Below are 23,722 nucleotides of genomic sequence, written 5' to 3' on the forward strand. Positions count from 1 at the left end.
CCCGCGGTGCGCCCGTCGAGCACGGCCCAGCTCGGTTCGTGACAAGGACGGTCAGCTTGCGGGACCATGGACCGCCCTGGGCACGGATCATCTCGATGTCCGCGGTGGCCGAGGGGCTGGCTTTGGTGTCGTGCCCGCGCCGAGAGCACTCGGGTCGGCTCGTGACCGGCTCTCACCATCCCGCCGATCAGCGCGAGAGCCGTTGCCGAGTCACTCGCTGACAGCCGGGTGATCGGTTTGCAGATGGTCAAGAACGGCAGGGGAGATCCCAGCGAGATGGTCGATCTGCACCGCTGTGAGACGGTCGATGACCAGGCGCCGCACCTCCTGGGCATGGCTGGGCGCGGCTCTTTCCAGGGCGGTCCGCCCTTCTGTCGTGATCACCGCGTACATGGCGCGTGACGCGCCGCTCCGGCGCTCCACCAGGCCGCGCTTGCACATGCGGGTGAGCTGGTGGTGGAGGCGGCTCTTCTCCCAGCCCAGCTCGTGGCTGAGCTCATGGGCACGCGACCGTCCGCCCGGGGGCTTCGGACAGGGCGACGAGCACCGTGTGGTCATAGCCTCGCTCGTCCTTGTCATCCCGTCGCCCGGCTGCTGAGAGTCGCCTTCCAGTGGTGTTCCGCCTGCACCCGTCGGCCGGAGCGCCACGTGCACGCTTCCGGTGAGAGGGTGTGCTCGCCTTGCCGGCGAGCGTGGCGCACAGGACCAGCAAGGTGCGCTCGAAGTGCTGGGCCACCAGCTCGGCCAGGGCGCGGTGAGGGGGTCGACATGCTGCTCGGCTGAGCGCCCGGCCCCAGTACGTCGCGAGGGTGCAACGTGCATGTGACCCAGGTCATAGTGAGACAAGTTGACTCATAGATGGGTTGTGAGTCGATCTGTCTCACAGAGGGGGTCGCGGAAACGCAGAACTCGCGACCATCTGCAGATGCCGTAGATGCCACCGCATTCACGCATACGTGCTATTGGAGGAAACCATGACCGCTACGCTCACGAAGAAGGCGGGCAAGGGCCGTACCGACGGGGTCGTCTCGGAGCTGGCCACCTACTTCCACATCAAGCCGGGACACGAGGAAGAGATCCGGGCGGCGGTCCAGCGGTTCGTGGAGGAGCTGCGCCGCCAGGACCCGGCGCAGACCATCAAGACCGGTCTGCGCGACACCCGGCACGTGGTCTTCGACGGCGGCAGGATGCTGCTGTGGGCCACCACCTTCGAGACCGAGTGGGACCCCTACGTCGACGACGCGATCCTGACCGTCGGCTTCGAGCACTTCGCGGACTGGCTGCAGCACACCACCGAGTGGGACGGGCTGTTCGCGTGGGTCGAGGAGGCCGGCGGCATGAGCGCCCTGACCGACATGGACCGCCCGGACTTCGAGGACAACGTCCGCAACTCCACCGCCCGCCTGAAGAAGATCCTCCAGGACGGCCAGGAGCAGGCCGCCTCCTACTTCAACCCCCTGGGCACCCTCACCATGCCCCAGGTCGTCAAGGCCCAGAAGCTCGACGCCGCCTTCCAGGAAGTCCTCGACGACCCCACCGCCGAGGAAGCCCTCGCCCACCCCGCCCTCAAGCCCCTCCTCGCCCAGGCCGCCAGCTGACCCGCTGACCCCCCACACCCCTGGGAGGGGGTGGCACCTCCCACTCCCTCCCAGGAACCCCACCGGGCGTGACGACCGCGCCCTCGCTACACAGTTCCGGAAGGCATCATGACGACGGTCAAGGGCAGCGCCCTAGAACTCGACGACATCCAGGCAGCCGCTCTGGAGCCACGTCCGACACCCTACGCGGGCTCCTATCTCGCCCTTCGCGTCGACGACCGGCGGCAGGGACGCGAGCTGCTGCGCCGACTCACCCCCGTCCTCGACTCGGTCGCCTCGTTCGACCCCCAGCGTCAGGTCTCGCTCGCGGTGGCACTCAGCTTCCAGGGTCTGAAGGCCCTGGGCGTGCCCGAGGAGTCGCTGGCCACCTTCCCGCCCGAGTTCCAGGAGGGCATGGCCGCGCGGGCGGACGAACTCGGCGACGTGGGGGACAGTGCGCCGGAGAACTGGGAAGGCCCGCTGGGGTCGGAGGACGTGCACATCATCCTGGCCGCCCTCGCCCCGGACGACGCCCGCCTGGAGACGATCGTCCTCCTCGCCCGTGACGCCCTGCGTGATCTGCCCGGGGTAGTCCCCGTCTGGCAGCAGGAGGTCCACGTCGGACCGGACGAGAAGGAACCGTTCGGCTTCCGCGACGGCATCGGTCAGCCGGCGATCGAGGGCACGGGGATTCCGGGCACCAACCCCCGAGAAGTCCCGCTCAAGGCAGGCGAGTTCGTCCTTGGGTACGAGGACGAGACCGGTGGCATCGAACCCGTTCCGCAGCCCGAGGTGCTCGGCCGCAACGGAACGTACGTGGTCTTCCGCAAACTGCACACGCGAGTGGCGGAGTTCCGTCAGTACATCCGTGACCGCGCCAAGGACCGCGCGGACGAGGAGCTGATCGCGGCCAAGTTCGTCGGCCGCTGGCCCAGTGGCGCCCCGCTGGCACTGACGCCGGACAAGGACGATCCGGAACTCGGTGCCGATCCCGCGCGCAACAACGACTTCATGTACGGCGACGACCCGCAGGGCCTGAAGTGCCCTGTGGGTTCCCACGCCCGACGGATGAACCCGCGGGACGCGGTCGTCACCGGTGAGGTGCGCCTGCACCGCATGATCAGGCGCGGCACGACCTATGGTCCGCCGCTGCCCAAGGGCGTGCTGGAGGACGACGGCGCCGACCGCGGCATCATGTTCGCCTTCGTCGGAGCCCACCTTGCGCGGCAGTTCGAGTTCGTCCAGCGGCAGTGGCTGAACGACGGCAAGTTCATCGGGGCCCCCGACGAGAAGGACCCGCTGATCGGCGGGAACGAGGACGGCCAGTTCACCATCCCGCGCGAGCCGATCCGCCGCCGCTTCAAGGGCCTGCCGCCGTTCGTCGTCAACCGGGGCGGCGAGTACTGCTTCATGCCCGGCCTGTCGGCACTGCGCTGGATCGCCGACCTCGACACCTGACCTCTCCCCGCCCGCAACACGACAAGGAGCTTTCCCATGGCTGACCACTTCTCCGGGCCGCGCGTCATAGCCGACCCCGCATCCGACATCTGCGACGTGTACGCCTTCCCGAGCCCGGAGCGGCCGGGGAACCTGGTGCTCGTACTCAACGTGCTGCCGGCCTCGGCCCCCACGGCGCTGTTCTCCGACGCGATCACCCACCGTTTCCGTGTCCGGCCGGTCACGTCCGTGGCCGAGGGCGCCGCAGCGGCCTTCCAAGTCGGTGAGGACGAGTACCTGTTCGACTTCACCTTCGACGCCCCTCACCAGCTCGACGGCGCCGACACTCTGGTGCAGATGGGCACGTGCCGGGCGCCGGGCGGCCGGACGGTCGCCTTCCAGGTCGGGAACGAGATGCCCACCGAGGCCGAAGGCCTGAAGATCTTCGCCGGGTCGCGGCTCGACCCGTTCTTCATCGACTTCGTGGGCGTGATCGCCACCGACATGACGGGGAAGCTGGCCCTCAGGCCCGACGCCGGCAACGTCCTGGAGGGCCTGAACTGCCTGAGCATCGTCCTCGAGGTCGACGCCGCGGTGCTCGGCCCGGCCGCCGGTTCCCTGGTGGCGGTCGTCGGCGAGACCCTGACCGCGGGCGGGCTGCGCCCGATCCAGCTGGAGCGCATGGGCCGGCCGGAGATCAAGAACGTGGTCCTGTCGAGCAGGAAGTACGACACCGTCAACCGCGATCTGGAGATCCGCGACCTCTACAACGAGGAGGACACCTTCGCCATCCGCCCCGACTACGCGGGCGCCTACCGCGCACGGTTCAACGCCAACCTGGCCTGGTTCGACGGCCTGGACGGCAAGACCGACTGGCCGCTGGACGAGCAGGGCAACCACCCGCTGACCGAACTGCTGCTCGCGGACTTCCTCGTCGTCGACCTGTCCAAGCCCTTCTCCGAGGACGGCTGGTTCGAGATCGAGACCGCCCTGGTCGCCGGCCGCCCGCACACCACCTGCGGTGGCCGCTCGCTCAACGACGACATCGTGGACACGCTCTACACCCTGCTCGTGGGCGGCGTCGACGGCGAGCGTCTCAGCGACGGCGTCGACCAGGCGACCAAGCCCGCCACTCACACCTTCCCCTACCTCAACACTCCCAACCCGACCCCGCCGGACCTGGGCGCCCGCCTGGCCGCGATGATGCCTCCCCAGGAAGCAGCATGACCGGGGCGTCCGCCCAGGAGTGCGAGCCGGTCACGACGAGCGGCACCATCGCCGTCATGAATCTGCGGGGGCAGATCGATGGGCTGGCCGTACGGCTCAGCCGAACGGGTGCGGGGGAGGCGCGGGGAGCTCACTCGGCGGTGGCGGCGCCTCTGGCGGTGGCCCAGGGGGCAGCCCTGATCGACCTCCTCAACCTCCGGGGCCATCTCCTGGGCCGCGTCACCGACTACGAACAGGCTGCGGCTCTGGCTGAGCGGCTGGTGCAGGCGGCGCCGGACGACGCCACCGCCCTCCTCGCCCGAGCCAGATCCCGAGCGACCCTGCACCGCTTCGCCGACGCTGCCGCCGACCTCGGCGCTGCGGGCCGCAACGGCGCGGACGAGGCCACACTGGACGCGGAACGAGCCGTGGTCCTGCAGGCCCTCGGCTGCTTCACGGATGCCATGGCTCTGATCCACAAAGCGGGAGAGCGGCAAAACGAGTTCACCACGCTTGGCGCGCTCGCCGTGCTCCACGCGGAGCGCGGGGAGGTCACCGAGGCGGAGCGGCTGTTCGACGAGGTGCGGCGACACTACCGGGCAACCTCGCCGTTTCCGCTGGCCCAGCTGGATTTCAGGCGCGGTGTGATGTGGCACCGCGAGGGTGACCTCGACGCGGCCCGCTCCTGGTACGAAGCCGCCCGGCAGCGGGTACCCGGCTACGCGCCGGCACTGGGCCACCTGGCCGAGGTCGAGCTGTCGCGCGGATCGCTTCACGCCGCTGTCGCCCTCCTGCGTCCTCTCGCCCGGACCAGCGACGACCCGGAGTACGCCGCCCACTTCGCGGCCGCGCTGCACGCAGTCGGCCGGGTCCACGAGGCGAAACAGTGGCGCGAGCGTGCGGCAGCGCGTTACGACGAACTGATGCTGCGTCACCCAGAGGCCTACGCCGACCACGCGGCCGACTTCTGGCTCACCGTGGGGGCCGACGCTGACCGCGGGCTCCAGCTGGCGATGCAGAACCTCGCGTTCCGCCAGACAGCCCGAGCCCATGCCCTGTACCAGCGCGCTGTCCTCGCGCAGAACCGGGTCGCACAGGCTGCCCCATAGCCGCCGCGGCGGCGGCCATGGGGCCCGACGGGGTCGGCCGGACGTCAGAGGGTGCGTCCGGCCGACCCCGCACCACCTTGCCGAGGGCAGACGCGGCCCGAGGCCTCAACGGGCGACGCCCCAACCCTCGTCCCCTGAAACATCCCTTACTCGTGAGTGGTTCCACGGGCCGTTGCAGCCCCCGGAGCCGCAACCACTACTCAAGAAGGCCCACGACGATGGACACCATGCTGGCAGGACGCGTCCACCTGGACACGAAGAAGTTCCTGGTGGAGGAGATCCCGGTCCCCGAGCCCGGACCGGGCGAAGTACTGATCGAGGTGAAGGCGGCCGGGGTGTGTCTCTCCGACCTCCACCTCATCGACGGCAGCATCTCGCCGGTGCACCTGAAGTCCAATGTGCTCACCCTCGGGCATGAACTCTCCGGTGTCATCCATGCCCTGGGCCCCGGCCTCAAGCGGGACCTGGCCGTCGGCACGCGGGTCGCCCTGCAGGCGGGACAGCCGTGCCGCGAGTGCGCCACCTGCGTCAGGGGCGGCACGTGCACATCGTTCCGCGGCCGTGGCGTCGACTACGACGGTGGCTGGTCCCAGTACACGATCGCCCGTGAGGACACCGTCGTCCCCATCCCCGACTCACTTCCCTTCGACCAGGCGGCGATCATCCCTGACGCCGTCTCCACCTCCTACGCGGCTCTCGTCGAGACCGTGCAGGTGCGTTCCGCCCAGTCGGTTGGCATCTGGGGAGTCGGTGGAGTGGGCGCTCACGCCGTCCGGCTGGCCCGCATGATGGGCGCCGCGCCCATCATCGCCGTCGACCCGCTGTTCCGTGCGCGCGAGCGAGCCCTCGCGTTCGGCGCGGACATCGCGCTCGACCCCACCGACCCCGGCTTCGCCGAGGCCGTGCTGCGGGCCACCGAGGGACTGGGACTGGACTACGCCTTCGACTTCGCGGGCGTTCCCCGTGTCCGGGAACAGGCGTCGCCCCTTCTCGGGAACCGAGGCGCGCTGGTCCTGGTGGGTATCACCATGGAACCGCTGACGATCTCCGAGAAGATGACCTTCAACCTGAAGAACAAGAAGGTGTACGGACACTACGGATCCTCGTTCGACCACGTCTACGAGCTGATCCGGTTGGCCGGCAGCGGCCGCCTCGACCTCGCTCCGTCCATCACCGACCACATCCCCCTGGCCGACGCTCCTGAGGCGATCCACCGCCTGGAGCGCAAGATCGGCGACCCGATCCGTCTCATCCTCGTGCCCTGACGACTCGCCCCGGGCACGCGAGCGTGCCGGCCGCGCACTCGTCGGAGACGTGCGGCCGGCGGTCCCGCGACGATCAGGGCTGCGCAGAGCGAGGTCGAATGCGGCGCATACACCCTGACCGACGGGCCGCAGCGGCGAGGCCCATGGCGCGACCGACACCCACAACTGCCGCCCAGGACAACGGACATGCACAACTCACGCGACACCACCGCACCCATCGACAGCAGTAATACGGCCGGCTTGCCGACGGCCACGGTCCGCACCCGTGTGACGGTTCCACTTCGCTTCGGCGACGGCTGTACGGTGACCGCTGACATCGTCACCTTCCACAGCCTTGCCGGCGGCCAGGAACATGTGGCCGTCGTTCTCGGCCCGTCACATCCCGACCGGACCCCGCTGGTGCGCCTGCACTCCGAGTGCCTGACCGGCGACGTCTTCGGCTCGGCCCGCTGCGACTGCGGCCCGCAGCTGCGCGAGGCGGTCGAACGCATCGCCACCATCGGCGGCGTCCTGCTCTACCTCCGTCAGGAGGGCCGCGGCATCGGCCTGTACAACAAGCTCGACGCATACGCCCTGCAGGACCAGGGACTCGACACCTACGAGGCGAACGCCGCGCTCGGCCTTCCGGAGGACGCCCGCGACTACACGGCCGCCGCGCAGATGCTCACCGCCCTCGGCATCGGCGAGCTCGACCTGCTGTCTAACAACCCTGACAAGGCTGGACAGTTGGGCACTTTGGGCGTCACCGTACGCCACCGGGTGCCGACCGGCGTCTTCACCACGGCCCACAACGTCCGCTACCTCCGTGCGAAGGTCCTCCAGACCCAGCACACCCTGCCGCTGACGGAACTGACGGCAGGCTGAAGACCGATGGCCATCGTCGGCGGCGGGCGAGCGCGGAATGCGCTTCACGGCCGGTTGGCCGACAGATCGAGCGCCACGTCCAGGAAGAGGTCCTCCTGACCTCTGACAAGGTCACGGCGGCCGACCTTGACGAGGGTGCTGCGGGCGTCCCTTCCATAGCGCCGAGTCGCCACCCCTCACGTGGCGCAGAAAGCTGGAATAGACGCCTGACCGACCGGGACTGAGCGTCTCGCGGCCGATCCTGACGTCTCGGTCCTGAAGCGGGCGGACGAGATCGTCGACGCCGTCCGTCCAGGCGAAGAGGTCGCAGCCGTGACGCAGCCCACCTGGTCGGCCACCGCGACGAGGGCGTTCAAGGGGCAGGTCCAGCTCCGCCCCCTGCCCGGCGAGTGAGGCGTGGACGCGGGTGACACCGTTCGCGACGGCGACGACGGTGTTGCGACGCCGAGGGCGAGGTCGTGGCGAGCGTGCATGCCGATTGCGGTCGTCGGTTGCAGTACCTCGGGGTAGACGCGGCCGCGGTAGGTACCGCGTCCACGGTGAGGTGGCCGCCGGAGTCGGTGACGAAGACGCAGTTCGCACCGTGTGACTCCATGAGCGCGGCCTGCTGGGCGAGTTCGGCTGGTCCGGCCATGTGGGGCAGCATGCGGAGACCGGAGACGTCCATGCCCAGATCGCGGGCCGTGCCGATGCCCTGGGACGAGATGTAGGTCTTCGTGCAGTCGTGGCGACGTGCACCGAGCGGATGCCGAGCAAGTGGGCCTGCTTCAGGTCTCGGGCGGTGCCCATGCCGGGAAGCAGCAAGGCGGTGGAGACCGCAATACGCGCGGCGCCTACCACGCCCTCGATCCACTCCCGATCGCTGTGTGCGCCGATGCCGTAGGTGATGCTGGAGCCGAGCAGTCCGTCGCCGTGGGTGATGTCGATGGCGGCCACGCCCGCGGCGCCGAGTACGCCGGCGACGGTGCGGGCCTGTTCCGGACACACAGGGCTGCCGATGCCCGGCATCGTCGCCGCGACGGCCGATGCAGCCTGCGTTTCGGACGAACTCGACGCGGACGGCGTTATTTTGCCGACCAACAAGCAGGGCAGCTGCGTCGGCAGGGCAGGACAGACTGAGGCAGAGCACGGCACCGTGGTCTTCGTCACCCCGCCGAATCGCCGGCACCGCCTGTCGACGGCATTCCCGCGTTCGCTGCCGACTTCCTGCTCGATACCACCCGCGCCGCCTACATGCTGGTCCGCAACGACGTCGGTCGCCGTTGCCCCGAAGACCGGTGCGTCCTCAGCCGCGCTGGCGGTTTCGTCCCCTACGCCTCTCACCACAGGGCCGTCGCCATCGCGGGCGAGACCGGCCGCATCATACTGGACGTACTGGAGGTTTTCCGCTCGGTCTACTTCGACCCCGACCTGTCCTCCAGCCTCGCTGCCCTACCCGCTCCCTGCCGGCGTTCGCCGGCCCTGGGCACATCCTCTTTGGCAGCGACTGGGCCTTCAGACCACCCTGCCGGTCAGTACTTCGCAACGGCCGGGACGGCACTTTGTCGACGTGCCTCCATCAAGTTCGACGGCGGCGGAATTCTGTTCCTCGTCCCCTACCGCGGATTCGGGAAGAGACTCGTCGGTCGCCCTGTACGGCAGCTCCCACCTTCACTTTCCATACGGCGTATGTTCTACTGGGTTGAAGGTTCCGTACGCTGTATGGAACTTTGAGGTGCAGCCGCGCCGACAATGTGCGGCAGGGGTCACCGCGTCACCGTCCGACTGGCGCTGATCACTGATATGGAGATCATCCTTGTCCGGCAATCGATGCTGGCTGTCCCGTAGGCATCTCCTACCTCTGTCCAGCCTCTTCAATGTCGACGGCAGTCCTTCCGGTGGCCGTTCTCGATGGACTCGAGGCACTAGGAGTAATACCGATGAAGTCATCCAAAACCGTGGCGCGGGGGCTCCCTGTGCAGCTTGTCGTTTCGAGCGAGGCGTCGGTGTCACTGACCATGCGGCTGCGTTACGAACCGAGTGATCCATACGTTGTCCGCGCCGCATTCACCGTTCTCGACAGCGATGAAGCAGTGGAATGGATCATCGGTCGTGATCTTCTGGCTGATGGGCTGAAGGGCCCAGCCGGTGAGGGAGACATACGGGTATGGCCCGCCATCGACAATGACCCCCGTGACGTGTACATCCTGCTCAGGCCGCCCGCTGGTACGGCTTTGCTCCAAGCTTCGGGACGGGATGTCGGAGCATTCCTGCACGACACGGAGGAACTGGTGCCCAGGGGAGCCGAGACCGGGCACGTCGACCTGGACGCTTCGTTGGTGCAACTCCTCGGTGATGGATGAAGGGACCATTTCAATGCTTCCACTGATGACCGTGGCTCTTCAAAACCAGCCGTCGCCGCTCTCTGGCGCGGGCGCTATATCACTCTGCGCACTGATCTTCACCATCTCGTCTTTCTGGTGGATCAACGCAAGGCAAGGGCGCCTGGAGTCGTGGGAGCCTCAATCCTTTGCGGCGATGGCCCATTGCTCCATGACTCGCCTGCGGCTTCCGCTCGTCCTGCACAACACCGGTGCCAGACCGATAGTCGTGCAAGGTCTCAGGTTGACCTTTCCTGACGAGCCGGCCTCTCATCTGCCACTTCTGTGGGTTTCCTCGCCGTCCCGTCTCCGGCCTCGGCTGGATGAGGAGCCAAAGTTGCCAGCAGGGTTCGCCGTGGCCGGCAGGGAAGCTCAGCAGCTCTTCATGGAGTTCGAGGCACCATTTGCGGGCTCCCTTCTTGAGCCTCGTGACTACAAGGTCCAGATACAGGTGAGAGTCGGTCATCGAAGGGGGTGGCGCCCGCTCCTGACGTTCACCTTGAGAGCCGCCAACATCATTGATCGCGACCGGTACACCGTTTACAGCAATGCACCTGTTGAGCTGACGAAAGAGGACAGGAAGAAGGCGGATGCCGCCCTCCGGGAGCTGTTGGACGAGCGCGAGGACCTGTCCGCTCTGGGTGAGAGGAAGTGGTGGGCCCCTTCGGATGATGATTGAGGTCTGGCAGGAATCGATGCTCCTGGAGCAGCGCGCGGGGCGCGGGCTGCTGGTGATCGCGCTCGCACTGATCGTGGCCATCACCGTGACGGACATCGGCATAGGCACCGGTGTTCATCTGGGCCCGCTGCTGGTCATCGCGCCGACTCTGACCGCCTCCTTCGCCGGTCCGCGGCTGACCGCTCTGGTCGGGGCTCTGGCGCAGGCAGCCCTGGTGATCATCTCCGTCTTCCACGGCGGGCTGACCACGACCAACCACGTGGCCCAGCTCATCGCCCTGGCCGTGCTGTCGGCTCTGGTGGTCCGCGAGGTGGGCACCTGCTGGGCTGCCTCTTCGGTCGCCATGCCGCCGAGGACGGCCAAGACTGCGTCCTCGACTGGGCTGTTGTCGTCCTGCCGCATCTGCTTACCTCGTGGATCAGCAACAGGCATGCATCCCAGCCTGTCGCGGACACGGCGTCGGGCTCGGCGCTCATGAAGGCGAGGGTGGCTCCGGCCGCGCCTTCCAGAAAGCCTGGCTCCTGCGGTGCTGGGGCGGCGAGGAAGCGTTCGTGGGCCCGAAGGATCCAGTCGTGGAACGGCAGCGGAGTTTCCGCGTCATCGGCGACGCGCTGCACGGTGCGGATCAGGCCGCCGATGCCATGGCACAGGATGCGGCTGGTGAGCTGGTCGAGTTGTCGGGAGTCGGCCAGGCAGTACAGCAGGGCACGCTCGGCCTGGCGTTGGCGTTCCCGCCACGTCGGAAGCGCTGAGGTCACCCACACGTTCCTGCCGCGACTTCACCTGCACGTGCCAGGGCGCCTCGCCTTCACAGGAGAGATCCTCAAACCCCTCCGGGACGATGCGGTCGACGACGAGGGCGCTCGTACTCGTGGCGCAAGTTCGAGAAGGCGGAGGTGAGTGGGATGCGGAAAGTGCGAGCGGAGTTCCCGGAGCGACCTGATTGCCTGTCAGTAAAGTCGGCAGCGGGTCAGCATCAGTCCGACCAGAGCTGACCACGGCTGGCGAAACCTGCATTTCAAGGCGGAGTGGAACGGGTGGTGTGAAGGTGGTTTGCCCAAGCGTTCTGAGTGAACCGGGCTGGGTGCGCTTCACCCCGCCCGGCTGTGTGCGTGCTGGGCTGGAAACCACCGGCTCAACGCACTCGACCTCGCGCCTTCAGTGGCACCGGCGGCAGCTCCGGCGCGGGCAAAGGATCCCCGTCGTACCCCTTCACGACACCAAATCTCGACCCGTTCATCCACTCCTCCCGGGCCTGTTTGACATCGTCCTGGGTGCGTCCGACGAAGTTCCACCACATGACGAGTTCCTCCGCGAACGGTTCGCCGCCCAGCAGCATGATTCCCGCGTCCGACTCGGCGCGCAGCGGCAGTTCGGTGCGGCCGCAGCCGAGGTACAGCATCGAGCCGGGGAGCACCGGCACGCCGTCCACGCGTACCTCGCCGGACATCGCGAGCACGCCGTACTCGAAGTCCGGCTCCAGGGGGAGGCGGACGTCGGCGCCCCGGGTCAGGGCGAGGTCCGCGCCGATGATCGGGGTGTACGCCGTACCGGGGGAGGCCGAGCCGTCGAGGCGGCCCAGGATCACCGTGGCGGTCAGGCCCGGAGCGGTGACCGTCGGCAGGTCCGGGTGGAACTCGAACTCCGGGTCGGTGTGCCGGTGTTCGTCCGGCAGGGCGACCCAGAGCTGGGCGCCGTGCAGGAAGCGGGCGTGCGGCCGCGGGCTCTCCTCGGAGTGGCTGATCCCGTGGCCCGAGGTCATCAGGCCCAGCTGCTTGGGGCGGATCGTCTGGAGGCTGCCGGTCGAGTCGCGGTGCAGTACCTCGCCGTCATGCAGCCAGCTCACCGTCTGAAGGCCGATGTGCGGGTGCGGCGGGACCTGCATGCCGGGCTCGTCGGCGATGTCGTCCGGGCCGTAGTGGTCGACGAAGGCCCACGCGCCGATCATGCGTCGGCCCAGGTTGGGCAGCAGCCGGCGCACCTCGGTCGACTCGCCCAGCTTCACATGACGGGGGCTCAGCAGCTCGCGCACGGGTTCGGCGACGACGAACCCACGGCCGCCGCAGACACTGGGCACGGGCGCGCGGTCAAGGTTGCTCATGCCGCCCAACCTAGCGGCCGGCGCCCCGCGCCGCCGGGCGGACGGGCCACCCGACCCGCGAATGGAGTCCGAGCGGTGCCATCGGGCCGCGGATCCACGGAGTCTCGCCGGTTCACAGGGCCCGGGCCGGGACACCGAGTCCGTGCGCCGGCGGGGCCGGGACTTCGGCGCGTACGGCGTCGACACGCCGAGCGAGGCGACGTACGTGGCCTCCGCCTCCGCCGACGGCCACCGGCCGCGGGCCGGCACGGTCGTCGTCGGCGCGCAGCCGGTCGCGTACGACGGGCTGCTCGCCGGCACCGGCGGCCGGCGGCGGCGTGGTGCGGGCCGCTTACGGCGGGGCGCGGGACGCGGGGGCGGTCGTGATGTCACCGATGTGCGCGCAGAGGTGCCGATGACGCAACGCACCGACGGGCCGGCCGAGTTCGCCCGCGCCGAGGTCGTGCCCGGCGCGGTCACCCTCGCGATCGGCGCGCCGAATTCTTCCGCGGCCCCTCCCCGGTCCCGCTCAGCCCGCGTGACCGGCGAACTCCGTCGCCCCTTGCTCCGCGAACGCCACCGCGTCCGCGTGCCCGAACAGGCCGGGCAGCCCGCCGGTGTGCACGAAGACCGTCTTCTCACCCGGCCGGATGCCGCCGTCGGCGACGGCCGCGCGCAGACCGGCCAGGGCGCGGCCGGTGTAGACGGGATCGAGGACGAGGCCCTCGGTACGGGCGGCCAGCCGCAGCGCCTCGGCGGCCGGGCCGGTCAGCGTCGCGTACCCGTCACCCACCTGGTCCCGGCGCACCCGCAGCTCTTCGGCCGTGACCTGCTGCGCCGTCAGCGGTGTCGCGAACGCCGCGACCGCCGCGGCCGGGTCGGCCAGCGCGCCCACGTCGACACCGAGCACCGCGCCCGCGCCCAGGGCCGCGACCAGCCCGGCCATGGTGCCGCCCGAGCCGAGCGCGACCACCGCCGTGCGCAGCTCGGGCAGTTGCTCGTCCAGCTCCTCGCCGCAGCGCACGTAACCCCGGGCGCCGAGCACGCCCGACCCGCCGAACGGGATCAGCGCGGGCCGGGCACCCTCGGCCCGCAGCCGCGCGCACACGTCGGCCGCCGCCGCGTCCAGCCCCGCCTGGTCGACCTGGCCCGCCCAGGCGATCCGCGCCCCGAACAGCCCGTCCAGGGCCAGGTTCCCGGACCGTGCGGCGCCGGGCGTGCCGCGCAGCACGAGCACGGCGGCCAGGCCCAGCCGGGCGGCCGCGGCGGCGGTCAGCCGGGCGTGGTTGCTCTGCGGGGCGCCGGTGGTCACGAGCGTGTCGGCGCCCTCGGCGAGCGCCGCGCCCGCCGTCCACTCCAGCTTGCGGATCTTGTTCCCGCCGCCGCCCAGACCGGTCAGGTCGTCCCGTTTGATCCACAGGTCCTCCGGGCCGAGCCCGAGCGCGGCGGCGAGCCGGGGCGCGGGTTCGACGGGGGTGGGAAAGGTGCCGAGCGAGACGGGGGAGGCGTTCATGGCGTACGTCCTTCGGCGCCGGTCGGGCGCGGTTCAGATGCGGATCGCGGTCGTCGCGTACCAGTCGATCACACCGGCAGCAGCCGCGCGATCAACGCGCTGAGCTGACGGGCCGTACGGCACTCGTGCATCTCGACCAGCTCCGCGTAGGCGGGTGCGGCCGAGTCGCCGGTGCCCCAGCGGTCCCGGGGCTCCGGGTTCAGCCAGTACACCCGCCGGGCCCGCCGCGCGACCTCGCGCACGGCGGCCAGGTTCGGATCGCTCATGTTGGTGCGCGCGTCCCCGAGGACGAACACCGTCGTGCGCGGGCCGACCGCGGCGCCGTACCGCTCGGCGAACTCGCCCAGCGCCACGCCGTAGTCGCTGCTGCCGTGCCAGCCGGTCAGCGTGGCCTCGGCGCGGATGCGGGCGCTCAGCCCGTCCGGGTCGGCCCGGCCGTGGTCGAGCAGTGCGGTCACCTCGTCCAGCCGGTTGACGAAGGCGAACACCCGGATCTTGCTGAACTGGTCGTGCAGCGCCTGCACCAGCAGCATCGTGAAGTCCGAGAATCCCGACACCGAGCCGGACACGTCGCACAGCAGGACCAGTTCGGGGCGGACCGGGCGGCGCCGGCGCAGCACCGGCCGCATCGGCACCCCGCCCGTGGACAGCGAGGAGCGCAGCGTGCGGCGCAGGTCGACCGAGCCGCGCGCGGCCCGGCGCCGGCGCGCGGCCAGCCGGGTGGCGAGCTTGCGCGCGAGCGGCTGAACCGCCCTGCGCAGCTCGGCCAGTTGGTCCCGGCCCGCGAACAGGAAGTCCACCCGGTCCGCGGTCGGTACGACACCGCGCCGGGCGATCTCGTCCCGCCCGCGCCGCTCGGCCACCCGGCGCCGCGCCTCCGCGCCGACCATCCGCCGGAACTGCTCGATCCGGCCGCGGATCTCGTCGTCCAGCAGCCGGTCCGCGAAGCCGTCGGCGCTTCCGTCGCCGCTCCCGCCCCGGATGTCCGCACGCACGCGTGCCAACAGGGTCTGCGGGCGCAGCCGGTCCAGGGTCTGGTACGCCGAGAAGCCGTCGGAGCCGGGTGAACCGCCGTATCCGCCCATGCCGTCGACGGCCTCGGCCGCCAGCCGGGCCATCGACACCCGGTCGCCCGCGGCCAGCGCCTCGGCCAGGCGGTCGCGCAGCTCGTCCCGGCCGGATCCGGCGCCGTCCGGGCCGCCCACCGCGCGCGGGAAGTAGAGGTCGAAGACGGGGTCGAACACCGCCCGCTGCCCGGGCCCGTGCAGCAGCGTCGCGGCCAGTCCCTCCCGCAGCAACTCCCGGTCCGCGAAGCCGAGTTCGCGCGCGGCGCGGGCCGCGTCCACGCTCTCGCCGGTGCCGATCCGCATCCCGTGCGCGCGCAGCGCCCCGACCAGGCCGGTGATCCGCTCGGCGACCTCGGTCACAGGGTGTCCAGGTCGAGCTTCGCCGCCGCCTTCTGGATGTCGTCCTGGTGCTTGAGGATCACCCCGAGGCTGTCCCGGACGACCGTCTCGTCCAGCGCCTCCGCGCCCAGGGCCAGCAGGGTGCGCGCCCAGTCGACGGTCTCGGCGACGGACGGCGCCTTGCGCAGGTCCATCGCGCGCAGCGCGCCGACCACCCGGACCACCGACCCGGCCAGCGCCTCGGTCAGGCCCGGCACCTTCAGCCGGACGATCCGCCGCTCCAGCTCCTCCTCGGGGAAACCGATGTGCAGGAACAGGCAGCGCCGGCGCAGTGCCTCGGACAGCTCCCGGCCGGCGTTGGAGGTGAGGACGACGAACGGGCGGCGGGTCGCGGTGACCGTGCCCAGTTCCGGGACCGTGATCTGGAAGTCGCTGAGCACCTCCAGCAGCAGACCCTCCATCTCGACGTCGGCCTTGTCGGTCTCGTCGATCAAGAGCACCGTCGGCTCGTCCCCGCGGATCGCGGTGAGCAGGGGGCGGGGGAGCAGGAACTCCTCGCCGAAGATGTCGGTGCGGGTCTCGTCCCAGTTCTCGTCGCGGCCCGCGCTGATGCGCAGGAGCTGCTTGGCGTGGTTCCACTCGTACAGCGCCCGGGACTCGTCCACGCCCTCGTAGCACTGGAGCCGGACCAGCCGGGCCCCGGCCACCTGGGCGACGGCCTTGGCCAGCTCGGTCTTGCCCACCCCGGCGGGGCCCTCGACCAGCAGCGGCTTGCCCAGCCGGTCGGCGAGGAACACGGTCGTCGCGACGGCGGGCGAGGCGAGGTAGCCGGTCTCGGCGAGGCGGGCGGAGACGTCGTCGACGGACGTGAACAACGGGGCCTCCGGCGGATCGGGAGCGGGTCCGGCTCCTATCTAAGCGCTTGTTCAGTGTCCGTGTCACGTGAATACACCGATCGGTTTCCCACTGGCCCGTCGCCCGGGTAACCTCGCCGTATGGCCACCACCACCGACAAGGCGTCCTCCCGCGACCGGCTGCTCGACGCGGCCGCGCGGCTCTCCTACCGCGACGGCGTCGGCATCGGCATCGAGGCCCTGTGCCGGGAGGCCGGCGTCTCCAAGCGGTCCATGTACCAGCTCTTCGACAGCAAGGACGCGATGCTGGCCGCGAGCCTGGAGCGGCGGATCCCGCGGTACGAGGCCCGCCTCGCGCACCCCGACCCGGACCACGCGACCCCGCGCGAGCGCATCCTCCACGTCTTCGAGCAGGTCACCGAGGCCGCCGCGGACCCCGACTACCGCGGCTGCCCCTACCTGGCCGTCCTGGTCGAGCTGAAGGACCCCGAGCACCCGGCGAGCGTGGTCGCCCGCGCCGTCAAGCAGCGGCTGACGGAGAGCTTCCGTGCCGAGGCCGAGCGCGGCGGCGCCCGCGACCCCGAACTGCTCGCCCGCCAGCTCGTCCTGGTCTTCGACGGCGCCAGCGCGCGGGCCGGCGCGCGGGTGGAACACCTGGCGGACGGACTGGCCGTGACGACGGTGACCGCGCTGATGGACGCGGCGGGGATGGACTGACCGGCCGTCGGCCGCCCGCGTCCGTCGCAGCCGCAGGCCGATACAGCCCCGCGCCCCGTACGGGCCAGCACAACGGGCCCCGCGCTCGCCCACCCGGTCCAATGAGACGGTGACCACCCCGCCGCACGACTGCCTCGCACGCAACGCATGGATCTGCGGCGCCTATCTGCGCACCCGCCGGCAGATCCTGCTCGACGCGACCCTCCAGCACCTGCGCCTGACCGCCCTGTCGGTGCTCATCGGGATCGTCATCGCCCTGCCGCTCGCGGTGCTGGCCCGCCGCTGGGGCTGGGCGGCGGGACCGGTCCTCGCCGTGACGACGATCCTCTACACGATCCCGTCGCTCGCCATGTTCTCCCTGCTCCTGCCGGTGTACGGCCTGTCCGCCACCCTCGTCGTCGCCGGACTCGTGCTGTACTCCCTCACCCTCCTCGTCCGCAACATCCTCGCGGGTCTGCGCGCGGTCCCCGAGGAGACCCGGCAGGCCGCGCGAGGCCTCGGCTACGGCCCGGTCCGCCTCCTGCTCACCGTCGAGCTGCCGCTCGCCCTGCCCGCCGCGATGGCCGGGCTGCGCATCGCCACCGTGTCGGCGGTCTCCCTGGTCACGGTCGGCGCGATCGTCGGCTTCGGCGGCCTCGGGAACCTCATCTACGCGGGCATGAACACCTACTTCAAGGCCCAGGTGCTCACCGCGTCCGTGCTGTGCGTACTGATCGCCGTCGCCGCCGACCTGCTCCTGCTGGGCGTGCAGCGGCTCGTCACACCGTGGACGAGGGTCGGCCGGGCCCGCGCGCCCGCCGCACGCGGGCGGCCGCGCACCCGGCTCCCCGGCACGCGGGCGGGCCGCACATGAACGACCGGACGGCGGCCCGGCGATGAACACGCTCACCGCGGCCTGGCACTGGCTCACCGACCCCGCGCACTGGTCGGGCGACGACGGCATCCGGCACCGGCTGCTCCAGCACCTCGTCCTCACCGTCGTCTGCCTCGCCGTCAGCTGCGCCGTCGCGCTCCCGGTCGCCCTGGTCCTCGGCCACCTCGGCCGGGGCGGCGCGCTCGCCGTGAACGTCTCCAACGTCGGCCGTGCCGTGCCCACCTTCGCCGTCCTGGTGCTGCTGCTCCTCACCCCGGTCGGCCGGTGGGGCGAGGGGCCCACCGTGGTGGCACTGGTGCTGTTCGCCGTCCCGCCGCTGCTCACCAACGCCTACGTCGGCATGCGCGAGGTCGACCGCGGCGTCGTCCGGGCGGCCCGGGGCATGGGGATGACCGGAGCGCAGATGCTGCTGCGCGTGGAGCTGCCCCTCGCGCTCCCGCTGGTCATGACCGGGGTGCGGATCGCCGCCGTCCAGCTCGTCGCCACCGCCACCATCGCCGCGCTCGCGGGCGGCGGCGGCCTCGGCCGCATCATCACCGCCGGGTTCAACCTGGCCAGCACCCCCCAGGTGGTGGCCGGCGCGATCCTGGTCGCCGCGTTCGCGCTCGTCGTCGAGGGCGTCTTCGAGACCGCCGAACGGCTGGCACCGGTGTGGGCCCGGGGCGGCCGATGAGAAGAGCCCTGCCCGCCGCCCTCCTCCTCGCCCTCACCGGCTGCGCCACCGGTCCCTCCCTGGAGAACCGCGGCGAGGTCACCGCACCGCCCGGCGACAGCCACCACCTCACGATCGGCTCCGCCGGCTTCACCGAGAGCGACCTGCTCGCCCAGATGTACGCCCAGCTCCTGAACCGGGCCGGCTACAAGACCTCGATGATCACGGTCGCCAACCGGGAGCTGTACGAACCGGCGCTGGAGTCCGGCCAGATCGACGTCGTGCCCGAGTACGCGGCCACCCTCGCCGACTGGCTGAACGCCAAGGCCCACGGCGCCGGCGCCACCCCCGTCGGCTCACCCGACCTCGACGCGACGATGCGGGCCCTGCGGCGGCTCGCCATCCCGCGCGGCCTCACCGTCCTGCCGCCCGGCCGGGCCGTCGACCAGAACGCCTTCGCCGTACGCGCCGACTACGCCCGCGAACACCGCCTCAAGAACCTCAGCGACCTGGGCGCCTCGGGGCTGAAGGTGCGCCTCGCGGCGGGCGACGAGTGTGTCCAACGGCCTTACTGCGAACCCGGGTTGAGGAAGATCTACGGCATCGACATCACCGGCGTCGACCCCAAGGGCGTCGGCACCACCCAGGCCAAGCGCGCCGTGCAGGCGGGCCGGGACCAGATGGTGCTGACCACCACCACGGACGCCACGCTGGACCAGTTCGGTCTGGTGCTCCTCGCCGACGACAAGCACCTCCAGAACGCCGACTACGTCGTCCCGGTCGTCAACCGCTCCCGCGCGGGCGGCGAAGGCGTCTCCAAGGCGCTCGGCACGCTGGGTGACGTCCTGACGACGGCCGACCTGGCGTCCATGAACGAGCAGGTCGACAGCTGGCGCCGGCTGCCCGCCGACGTCGCCCGCACCTATCTCACGGACAAGGGCCTGCTGAAACAGGCCGGTCGGCCGCACGCCGGCCCGGTCCGGCTCAGGCGTCCGACACCGAGTCGAACGGCACCTGCCCCCGCGCCACGCCCCGCGCGTCCGCGTCCACCGAGCGGCGCAGCGCCTCGTGCAGCTTCGCCGGGGTGAGCACGCCGAGGAAACGCGCGCCGTCCAGCACCGCGACCCACCCGGCGTCGTACTGGAGCATCACCCCGAACGCCTGCTTCAGCGGCGCGCCCACCGGCACCCACGCGGTCATCCGGTGCGTGTGCGCGCCGACCGTGCCGCCCGCCGCCAGCGCGTCGAGGCCGACCCAGCCGTGCAGATCGCCGTCCGGGTCGAGGACGACCGCCCAGCGCGCGCCCTCGGCCCGCAGCCGCTCCCGGGCCCGCTCGGCGGGCTCGTCCAGCCGGGCCACGAGCGGTTGCTCCAGGTCGTCCGGCTCGATCTCGGTGACCGACAGCCGCTTCAGGCCGCGGTCGGCGCCCACGAAGGAGGCGACGTACGGCGTGGCGGGCGCCCCCAGCACCGCCGCCGGCGTGTCGAACTGCTCGATCCGCCCCTGCCCGTACACCGCGATCCGGTCACCGAGCCGGACCGCCTCCTCGATGTCGTGCGTGACCAGCAGCACCGTCTTGCGCACCGCGGCCTGCATGCGCAGGAACTCGTCCTGCAACTGCTCGCGCACCACCGGGTCGACCGCGCCGAACGGCTCGTCCATCAGCAGCACCGGCGGATCCGCGGCGAGCGCCCGCGCCACCCCGACCCGCTGCCGCTGCCCGCCGGACAGCTGCTCCGGGTAGCGCGGGCCGTACGTCGCCGGGTCGAGCCCGACCAGATCGAGGAGCTCCGCGGCCCGCGCCCGGGCCTTCGCCCGCTTCCAGCCGAGCAGCGCGGGCACCGTCGCGGTGTTGTCCAGGACGGTGCGGTGCGGGAAGAGGCCCACCTGCTGGATGACGTACCCGATCCGCCGGCGCAGCCGCACCGGGTCGACGCGGGCGACGTCCTCTCCCTCGACGAGGATCCGGCCGGAGGTGGGTTCGATGAGCCGGTTCACCATCATCATGGTCGTCGTCTTGCCGCAGCCGGACGGCCCGACGAGGGTGACCAGCTCACCCTCGCCGACCTCGAAGGAGAGGTCGTCCACGGCCGTCGTACCGTCCGGATACCGCTTGCTGACCTGCTCGAACCGGATCATTCCCCCACGCTAACGGCGTCGTCCGCGCCCTGCGCGCCGGCGTGGTGAAACGGGGCACCGGTCAGCCGAGCAGGATCACCTCCAGCGTGCGCGGGCCGTGCACGCCCTCGACCCGGTCCAGCTCGATGTCGCTCGTCGCCGAGGGACCCGAGATCCACGTCAACGGCCGTGCCGCATCGAGGCGTTCGAGGGCCTCGGGCACGGAGGAGACGACCTGGTCCGGAACCCGGACGACACAGATGTGGTGCTCCGGGATCAGCGAGATGCGGCGGCGGCCCTGGTCGGGGGAGCCGTCCAGGACGATCGTGCCGGTCTCGGCGATCGCCACCGCACACCCCGTCACCACACTGCCGACCCGGTCCAGCCGCTGCGGTGTGCTCACCACCCTGTCGTGGATCCGTACCGGGTCCGCTGCGGACATCCACTCCGGCGGCAGCCCCGGCGGCACCAGCACCTCTTGCGAGCCGCGCTCGGCCAGCAGTCGCATGACCAGGTACGGCAGCTCCTCGTCGTCGGCGCGGTGCACGAGCGCCCGGTAGTCCGCCAGGTTCTGTGCCAGCAGGTCCACCGTCTGCGCGGTCGTGCGCCGCCCGTGCGCGCGCAGATAGTCCCGGCCCACGACCTCCTCGTACGGCCGCTCGTCCGGACCCACGTCGGCGAGCGCCCGCCGCACCCGGCCCAACACCCGTTCCCTGCTGCTCACTTGACCCCGTCCTCTCCGCCGCGGGTGCGCTGCCACCAGTCCCGGAACGGCTCCGCCGGCACCCGTGGCAGATCCCGGGTGCCGGTCCACGCCCGGCCGGGGCCGGGCAGCGTGCGGGGGTGCAGGTGACGGGTGCGGGAGGCGAACCGTTGTCCGGTGCGCAGGGCGCCGGGGTGGGTCAGCGCCCAGCGGGCCGCGCGCAGGGCGGCCCGCTCGGCCGCGTGCCCCTTGGCGGGCTTCAGCAGCACCCGGTTGCCCTCCCGCACGGCCGGACCGCCCTCGGCCACCCGCTCCCGCAGGTGCACCAGCACCTCCGGGATGTCGATGGCGACGGGGCAGACCTCGTAGCACGCCCCGCACAGGCTCGACGCGTACGGCAGCGAGGCGTCGATCTCGCTTGCGGTGCCCCTCAGTTGAGGGCTGAGGATGGCGCCGATCGGGCCCGGGTAGACCGAGCCGTAGGCGTGTCCGCCCGCGCGTTCGTAGACCGGACAGACGTTGAGGCAGGCCGAGCAGCGGATGCAGCGCAGGGCCTGGCGGCCGACCCGGTCGGCGAGGGTGTCGGTGCGGCCGTTGTCGAGCAGGACGAGGTGGAAGGCGCTCGGACCGTCGCCGTCGGTGGTGCCGGTCCACGTCGAGGTGTACGGGTTCATGCGCTCGGCGGTGGCGGAGCGGGGCAGCGTCTGGAGGAAGACCTCCAGGTCCCGCCAGGTCGGCACCACCTTCTCGATGCCGACGACGGAGATCAGCGTCTCGGGGAGGGTGAGGCACATACGGCCGTTGCCCTCGGACTCCACCACCACCAGGGTGCCGGTCTCGGCGACCATGAAGTTGGCGCCGGAGATGCCGACCTTGGCGCGCAGGAACTTCTCCCGCAGATGCAGCCGGGCCGCCTCGGCGAGTTCGGCGGGCGTGTCGGTCAGACCCTCGGGGGCCGGGCGGCCCCACGCGCCCATCTCCTTCGCGAAGATCTCCCGGATCTCGCCCCGGTTGCGGTGGATGGCCGGGACGAGGATGTGCGAGGGCCGATCCCTGCCCAACTGCACGATCAGCTCGGCGAGATCGGTCTCGTAGGCGCGGATGCCCCCTTCGAGAAGGGCTTCGTTGAGCCCGATCTCCTGCGTGGCCATCGACTTGACCTTCACGACCTCCGACTCGCCCGTCTCCTTGACGAGTCGGGTGACGATCCGGTTGGCCTCGTCGGCGTCCGCCGCCCAGTGGACCGTGCCGCCCGCCGCGGTGACCGACTCCTCCAACTGCACCAGATAGCGGTCGAGATGGCGCAGCGTGTGGTCCTTGATGCGCCGGCCCGCCTCCCGCAGCTCGGCCCAGTCGGACACCTCGGCCACCGCCCTGGCCCGCTTGGCGCGGATGGTGTGGGTGGCGTGCCGCAGATTGCCGCGCAGGGTCGCGTCGCCGACGGCCTCTGCGGCCGCCTCCGGAAACGAGGGAAACGCCGGGTGGGTGGGTCGGGGAAATGCAGGCATGCCGACGAACGTCCCGCTCATACGGCTGATTCCTCCTCCGTGCTCGCCAGGATCTCCGCGATGTGCACCGGCCGCATGTCCGTGTGCAGCCGGCTCATCGTGCCGCCGATGTGCATCAGACACGAGTTGTCGGCCGCGCACAGCACCGACGCGCCCGTGGACTCGGCGGCGCGCACCTTGTCCGCGCCCATCGCCGCCGACACCGCGGCGTTCTTCACCGCGAACGTGCCGCCGAACCCGCAGCACTCCTCGGCCCCCGGCAGCTCCACCAGTTCGAGCCCCTTGACGGCTCGCAGCAGCCGGTGCGGCCGGTCGCCCAGTCCGAGGCCGCGCAGCCCGTGACAGGTCGGGTGGTAGGTGACCTGGTGCGGGTAGTACGCGCCCACGTCAGTGACCTTCAGGACGTCGACCAGGAACTCGGTCAGTTCGTACGTCTTCGGCACCAACGGCGCCAGCGTGCGGGCCAGGGTGTCCCCGCGCCCCTCGGCGCGCGCCCGTTCGCCCATCCTCGGGTACAGCTCCCGCACCATCGCCGCGCACGACCCGGACGGCGTGACGATCGCCTCGTACCCGCCGAAGACATCGGAGAAGTGCCGGGCCAGGGGCTCCGCCTCATAGCGGTAGCCGGTGTTGTAGTGGGCCTGCCCGCAACACGTCTGGTCCATCGGGAAGTCGACGTCGACGCCCAGTCTGGTCAGCAGTTTCACCACGGCCCGGCCGGTGTCGGGATAGAGCGTGTCGTTGACACAGGTCAGGAACAGGGCGACACGCATCGCGGCTCCTCGGGGTCGGTCATCGGA

The 23,722-nt window shown here is 71.0% G+C and carries 23 protein-coding genes and 1 pseudogene; 14 read left to right on the forward strand and 10 right to left on the reverse strand.

Annotated features, from left to right (window positions below; translation table 11 throughout):
• Window positions 1-210: 210 nt before the first annotated feature.
• On the reverse strand, window positions 211-558 hold the full coding sequence (locus ACZ4MF_RS21895; RefSeq protein ID WP_467493609.1) for a MarR family winged helix-turn-helix transcriptional regulator: 348 nt from the start codon (window positions 556-558) through the stop codon (window positions 211-213).
• A 416-nt stretch (window positions 559-974) separates the two neighbouring features.
• Between ACZ4MF_RS21895 and ACZ4MF_RS21900 the strand changes: the two genes are divergently transcribed.
• The 6 genes from ACZ4MF_RS21900 to ACZ4MF_RS21925 all read left to right on the forward strand — a co-directional run bounded on the left by ACZ4MF_RS21900 (window position 975) and on the right by ACZ4MF_RS21925 (window position 7,458).
• Window positions 975-1,598 (forward strand): hypothetical protein, encoded by a 624-nt coding sequence (locus tag ACZ4MF_RS21900; protein ID WP_467493604.1) that lies wholly within the window; start codon window positions 975-977, stop codon window positions 1,596-1,598.
• A 108-nt stretch (window positions 1,599-1,706) separates the two neighbouring features.
• Complete coding sequence (locus tag ACZ4MF_RS21905; protein WP_467493610.1) at window positions 1,707-3,035, forward strand: Dyp-type peroxidase; 1,329 nt, start codon at window positions 1,707-1,709, stop codon at window positions 3,033-3,035.
• Between the two features lie 36 nt (window positions 3,036-3,071).
• Window positions 3,072-4,241 (forward strand): DUF4331 family protein, encoded by a 1,170-nt coding sequence (locus ACZ4MF_RS21910; RefSeq protein ID WP_467493611.1) that lies wholly within the window; start codon window positions 3,072-3,074, stop codon window positions 4,239-4,241.
• A complete protein-coding gene (locus ACZ4MF_RS21915; protein ID WP_467493612.1) occupies window positions 4,238-5,329 on the forward strand; it encodes a tetratricopeptide repeat protein in 1,092 nt (363 codons plus the stop codon). The genes ACZ4MF_RS21910 and ACZ4MF_RS21915 overlap by 4 nt, the downstream gene beginning before the upstream one ends.
• A 218-nt stretch (window positions 5,330-5,547) precedes the next feature.
• Entirely contained in the window at window positions 5,548-6,594 is a 1,047-nt protein-coding gene (locus tag ACZ4MF_RS21920; protein ID WP_467493614.1) for a zinc-binding dehydrogenase, read from the forward strand.
• A gap of 186 nt (window positions 6,595-6,780) precedes the next feature.
• Window positions 6,781-7,458 (forward strand): GTP cyclohydrolase II, encoded by a 678-nt coding sequence (locus ACZ4MF_RS21925; RefSeq protein WP_467493615.1) that lies wholly within the window; start codon window positions 6,781-6,783, stop codon window positions 7,456-7,458.
• Between the two features lie 44 nt (window positions 7,459-7,502).
• Here ACZ4MF_RS21925 and dmpG read toward each other — a convergent pair.
• Window positions 7,503-8,466, reverse strand: a pseudogene (gene dmpG, locus ACZ4MF_RS21930) (4-hydroxy-2-oxovalerate aldolase).
• A gap of 911 nt (window positions 8,467-9,377) precedes the next feature.
• On the opposite strand from dmpG, the gene ACZ4MF_RS21935 reads away from it, so the two are divergent.
• From ACZ4MF_RS21935 to ACZ4MF_RS21950, 4 genes are all read left to right on the forward strand, one after another.
• Entirely contained in the window at window positions 9,378-9,800 is a 423-nt protein-coding gene (locus tag ACZ4MF_RS21935; protein WP_467493616.1) for an SsgA family sporulation/cell division regulator, read from the forward strand.
• Between the two features lie 355 nt (window positions 9,801-10,155).
• Window positions 10,156-10,497 (forward strand): hypothetical protein, encoded by a 342-nt coding sequence (locus ACZ4MF_RS21940; protein ID WP_467493617.1) that lies wholly within the window; start codon window positions 10,156-10,158, stop codon window positions 10,495-10,497.
• A complete protein-coding gene (locus ACZ4MF_RS21945; protein WP_467493618.1) occupies window positions 10,487-10,975 on the forward strand; it encodes a hypothetical protein in 489 nt (162 codons plus the stop codon). Before ACZ4MF_RS21940 ends, ACZ4MF_RS21945 begins: the two co-directional genes overlap by 11 nt.
• 94 nt (window positions 10,976-11,069) lie before the next feature.
• Entirely contained in the window at window positions 11,070-11,249 is a 180-nt protein-coding gene (locus ACZ4MF_RS21950) for a hypothetical protein (RefSeq protein WP_467493619.1), read from the forward strand.
• A gap of 383 nt (window positions 11,250-11,632) precedes the next feature.
• Here the strand turns inward: ACZ4MF_RS21950 and ACZ4MF_RS21955 are convergent, their stop codons facing one another.
• The 4 genes from ACZ4MF_RS21955 to ACZ4MF_RS21970 all read right to left on the reverse strand — a co-directional run bounded on the left by ACZ4MF_RS21955 (window position 11,633) and on the right by ACZ4MF_RS21970 (window position 16,371).
• Window positions 11,633-12,598 carry a pirin family protein gene (locus ACZ4MF_RS21955; protein ID WP_467493620.1) on the reverse strand — a complete coding sequence of 322 codons (966 nt, stop codon included), beginning with the start codon at window positions 12,596-12,598 and terminating at the stop codon, window positions 11,633-11,635.
• A 508-nt stretch (window positions 12,599-13,106) separates the two neighbouring features.
• Window positions 13,107-14,090, reverse strand: a complete 984-nt coding sequence (locus ACZ4MF_RS21960; protein WP_467493621.1) for a pyridoxal-phosphate dependent enzyme — start codon at window positions 14,088-14,090, stop codon at window positions 13,107-13,109.
• A gap of 68 nt (window positions 14,091-14,158) precedes the next feature.
• Window positions 14,159-15,460: a VWA domain-containing protein gene (locus tag ACZ4MF_RS21965; protein ID WP_467493748.1), complete on the reverse strand. Its 1,302-nt coding sequence runs from the start codon at window positions 15,458-15,460 to the stop codon at window positions 14,159-14,161.
• Window positions 15,461-15,513: 53 nt separating this feature from the next.
• Complete coding sequence (locus ACZ4MF_RS21970; protein ID WP_467493622.1) at window positions 15,514-16,371, reverse strand: AAA family ATPase; 858 nt, start codon at window positions 16,369-16,371, stop codon at window positions 15,514-15,516.
• Between the two features lie 120 nt (window positions 16,372-16,491).
• Between ACZ4MF_RS21970 and ACZ4MF_RS21975 the strand changes: the two genes are divergently transcribed.
• The 4 genes from ACZ4MF_RS21975 to ACZ4MF_RS21990 all read left to right on the forward strand — a co-directional run bounded on the left by ACZ4MF_RS21975 (window position 16,492) and on the right by ACZ4MF_RS21990 (window position 19,681).
• Window positions 16,492-17,067 carry a TetR/AcrR family transcriptional regulator gene (locus ACZ4MF_RS21975; protein ID WP_467493623.1) on the forward strand — a complete coding sequence of 192 codons (576 nt, stop codon included), beginning with the start codon at window positions 16,492-16,494 and terminating at the stop codon, window positions 17,065-17,067.
• A 109-nt stretch (window positions 17,068-17,176) separates the two neighbouring features.
• A complete protein-coding gene (locus ACZ4MF_RS21980; RefSeq protein WP_467493624.1) occupies window positions 17,177-17,920 on the forward strand; it encodes an ABC transporter permease in 744 nt (247 codons plus the stop codon).
• A 22-nt stretch (window positions 17,921-17,942) separates the two neighbouring features.
• Complete coding sequence (locus ACZ4MF_RS21985) at window positions 17,943-18,614, forward strand: ABC transporter permease (protein WP_362819428.1); 672 nt, start codon at window positions 17,943-17,945, stop codon at window positions 18,612-18,614.
• On the forward strand, window positions 18,611-19,681 hold the full coding sequence (locus tag ACZ4MF_RS21990; RefSeq protein WP_467493625.1) for an ABC transporter substrate-binding protein: 1,071 nt from the start codon (window positions 18,611-18,613) through the stop codon (window positions 19,679-19,681). Before ACZ4MF_RS21985 ends, ACZ4MF_RS21990 begins: the two co-directional genes overlap by 4 nt.
• On the opposite strand, the gene ACZ4MF_RS21995 is transcribed toward ACZ4MF_RS21990, so the two are convergent.
• From ACZ4MF_RS21995 to ACZ4MF_RS22010, 4 genes are all read right to left on the reverse strand, one after another.
• Window positions 19,578-20,732, reverse strand: coding sequence for an ABC transporter ATP-binding protein (locus ACZ4MF_RS21995; protein WP_467493626.1), 1,155 nt, complete (start codon window positions 20,730-20,732; stop codon window positions 19,578-19,580). The two genes, ACZ4MF_RS21990 and ACZ4MF_RS21995, sit on opposite strands and share 104 nt — an antisense overlap.
• Before the next feature lie 61 nt (window positions 20,733-20,793).
• Window positions 20,794-21,435, reverse strand: a complete 642-nt coding sequence (locus tag ACZ4MF_RS22000) for a LutC/YkgG family protein (RefSeq protein ID WP_467493627.1) — start codon at window positions 21,433-21,435, stop codon at window positions 20,794-20,796.
• A complete protein-coding gene (locus ACZ4MF_RS22005) occupies window positions 21,432-22,943 on the reverse strand; it encodes a LutB/LldF family L-lactate oxidation iron-sulfur protein (RefSeq protein WP_467493628.1) in 1,512 nt (503 codons plus the stop codon). The genes ACZ4MF_RS22000 and ACZ4MF_RS22005 overlap by 4 nt, the downstream gene beginning before the upstream one ends.
• A complete protein-coding gene (locus ACZ4MF_RS22010) occupies window positions 22,940-23,695 on the reverse strand; it encodes a (Fe-S)-binding protein (protein WP_467493629.1) in 756 nt (251 codons plus the stop codon). The genes ACZ4MF_RS22005 and ACZ4MF_RS22010 overlap by 4 nt, the downstream gene beginning before the upstream one ends.
• Window positions 23,696-23,722 lie beyond the last annotated feature (27 nt).

The organism is Streptomyces sp. NPDC025793, assembly GCF_055558375.1.

Bases quoted from the DNA above. Each gene is read 5' to 3' on its own strand.
- ACZ4MF_RS21895 (WP_467493609.1), bottom strand. From the start codon at position 558: ATGACCACACGGTGCTCGTCGCCCTGTCCGAAGCCCCCGGGCGGACGG.
- ACZ4MF_RS21900 (WP_467493604.1), top strand. From the start codon at position 975: ATGACCGCTACGCTCACGAAGAAGGCGGGCAAGGGCCGTACCGACGGG.
- ACZ4MF_RS21905 (WP_467493610.1), top strand. From the start codon at position 1,707: ATGACGACGGTCAAGGGCAGCGCCCTAGAACTCGACGACATCCAGGCA.
- ACZ4MF_RS21910 (WP_467493611.1), top strand. From the start codon at position 3,072: ATGGCTGACCACTTCTCCGGGCCGCGCGTCATAGCCGACCCCGCATCC.
- ACZ4MF_RS21915 (WP_467493612.1), top strand. From the start codon at position 4,238: ATGACCGGGGCGTCCGCCCAGGAGTGCGAGCCGGTCACGACGAGCGGC.
- ACZ4MF_RS21920 (WP_467493614.1), top strand. From the start codon at position 5,548: ATGGACACCATGCTGGCAGGACGCGTCCACCTGGACACGAAGAAGTTC.
- ACZ4MF_RS21925 (WP_467493615.1), top strand. From the start codon at position 6,781: ATGCACAACTCACGCGACACCACCGCACCCATCGACAGCAGTAATACG.
- ACZ4MF_RS21935 (WP_467493616.1), top strand. From the start codon at position 9,378: ATGAAGTCATCCAAAACCGTGGCGCGGGGGCTCCCTGTGCAGCTTGTC.
- ACZ4MF_RS21945 (WP_467493618.1), top strand. From the start codon at position 10,487: ATGATGATTGAGGTCTGGCAGGAATCGATGCTCCTGGAGCAGCGCGCG.
- ACZ4MF_RS21955 (WP_467493620.1), bottom strand. From the start codon at position 12,598: ATGAGCAACCTTGACCGCGCGCCCGTGCCCAGTGTCTGCGGCGGCCGT.
- ACZ4MF_RS21960 (WP_467493621.1), bottom strand. From the start codon at position 14,090: ATGAACGCCTCCCCCGTCTCGCTCGGCACCTTTCCCACCCCCGTCGAA.
- ACZ4MF_RS21965 (WP_467493748.1), bottom strand. From the start codon at position 15,460: ATGCGGATCGGCACCGGCGAGAGCGTGGACGCGGCCCGCGCCGCGCGC.
- ACZ4MF_RS21975 (WP_467493623.1), top strand. From the start codon at position 16,492: ATGGCCACCACCACCGACAAGGCGTCCTCCCGCGACCGGCTGCTCGAC.
- ACZ4MF_RS21985 (WP_362819428.1), top strand. From the start codon at position 17,943: ATGAACACGCTCACCGCGGCCTGGCACTGGCTCACCGACCCCGCGCAC.
- ACZ4MF_RS21990 (WP_467493625.1), top strand. From the start codon at position 18,611: ATGAGAAGAGCCCTGCCCGCCGCCCTCCTCCTCGCCCTCACCGGCTGC.
- ACZ4MF_RS21995 (WP_467493626.1), bottom strand. From the start codon at position 20,732: ATGATCCGGTTCGAGCAGGTCAGCAAGCGGTATCCGGACGGTACGACG.
- ACZ4MF_RS22005 (WP_467493628.1), bottom strand. From the start codon at position 22,943: ATGAGCGGGACGTTCGTCGGCATGCCTGCATTTCCCCGACCCACCCAC.
- ACZ4MF_RS22010 (WP_467493629.1), bottom strand. From the start codon at position 23,695: ATGCGTGTCGCCCTGTTCCTGACCTGTGTCAACGACACGCTCTATCCC.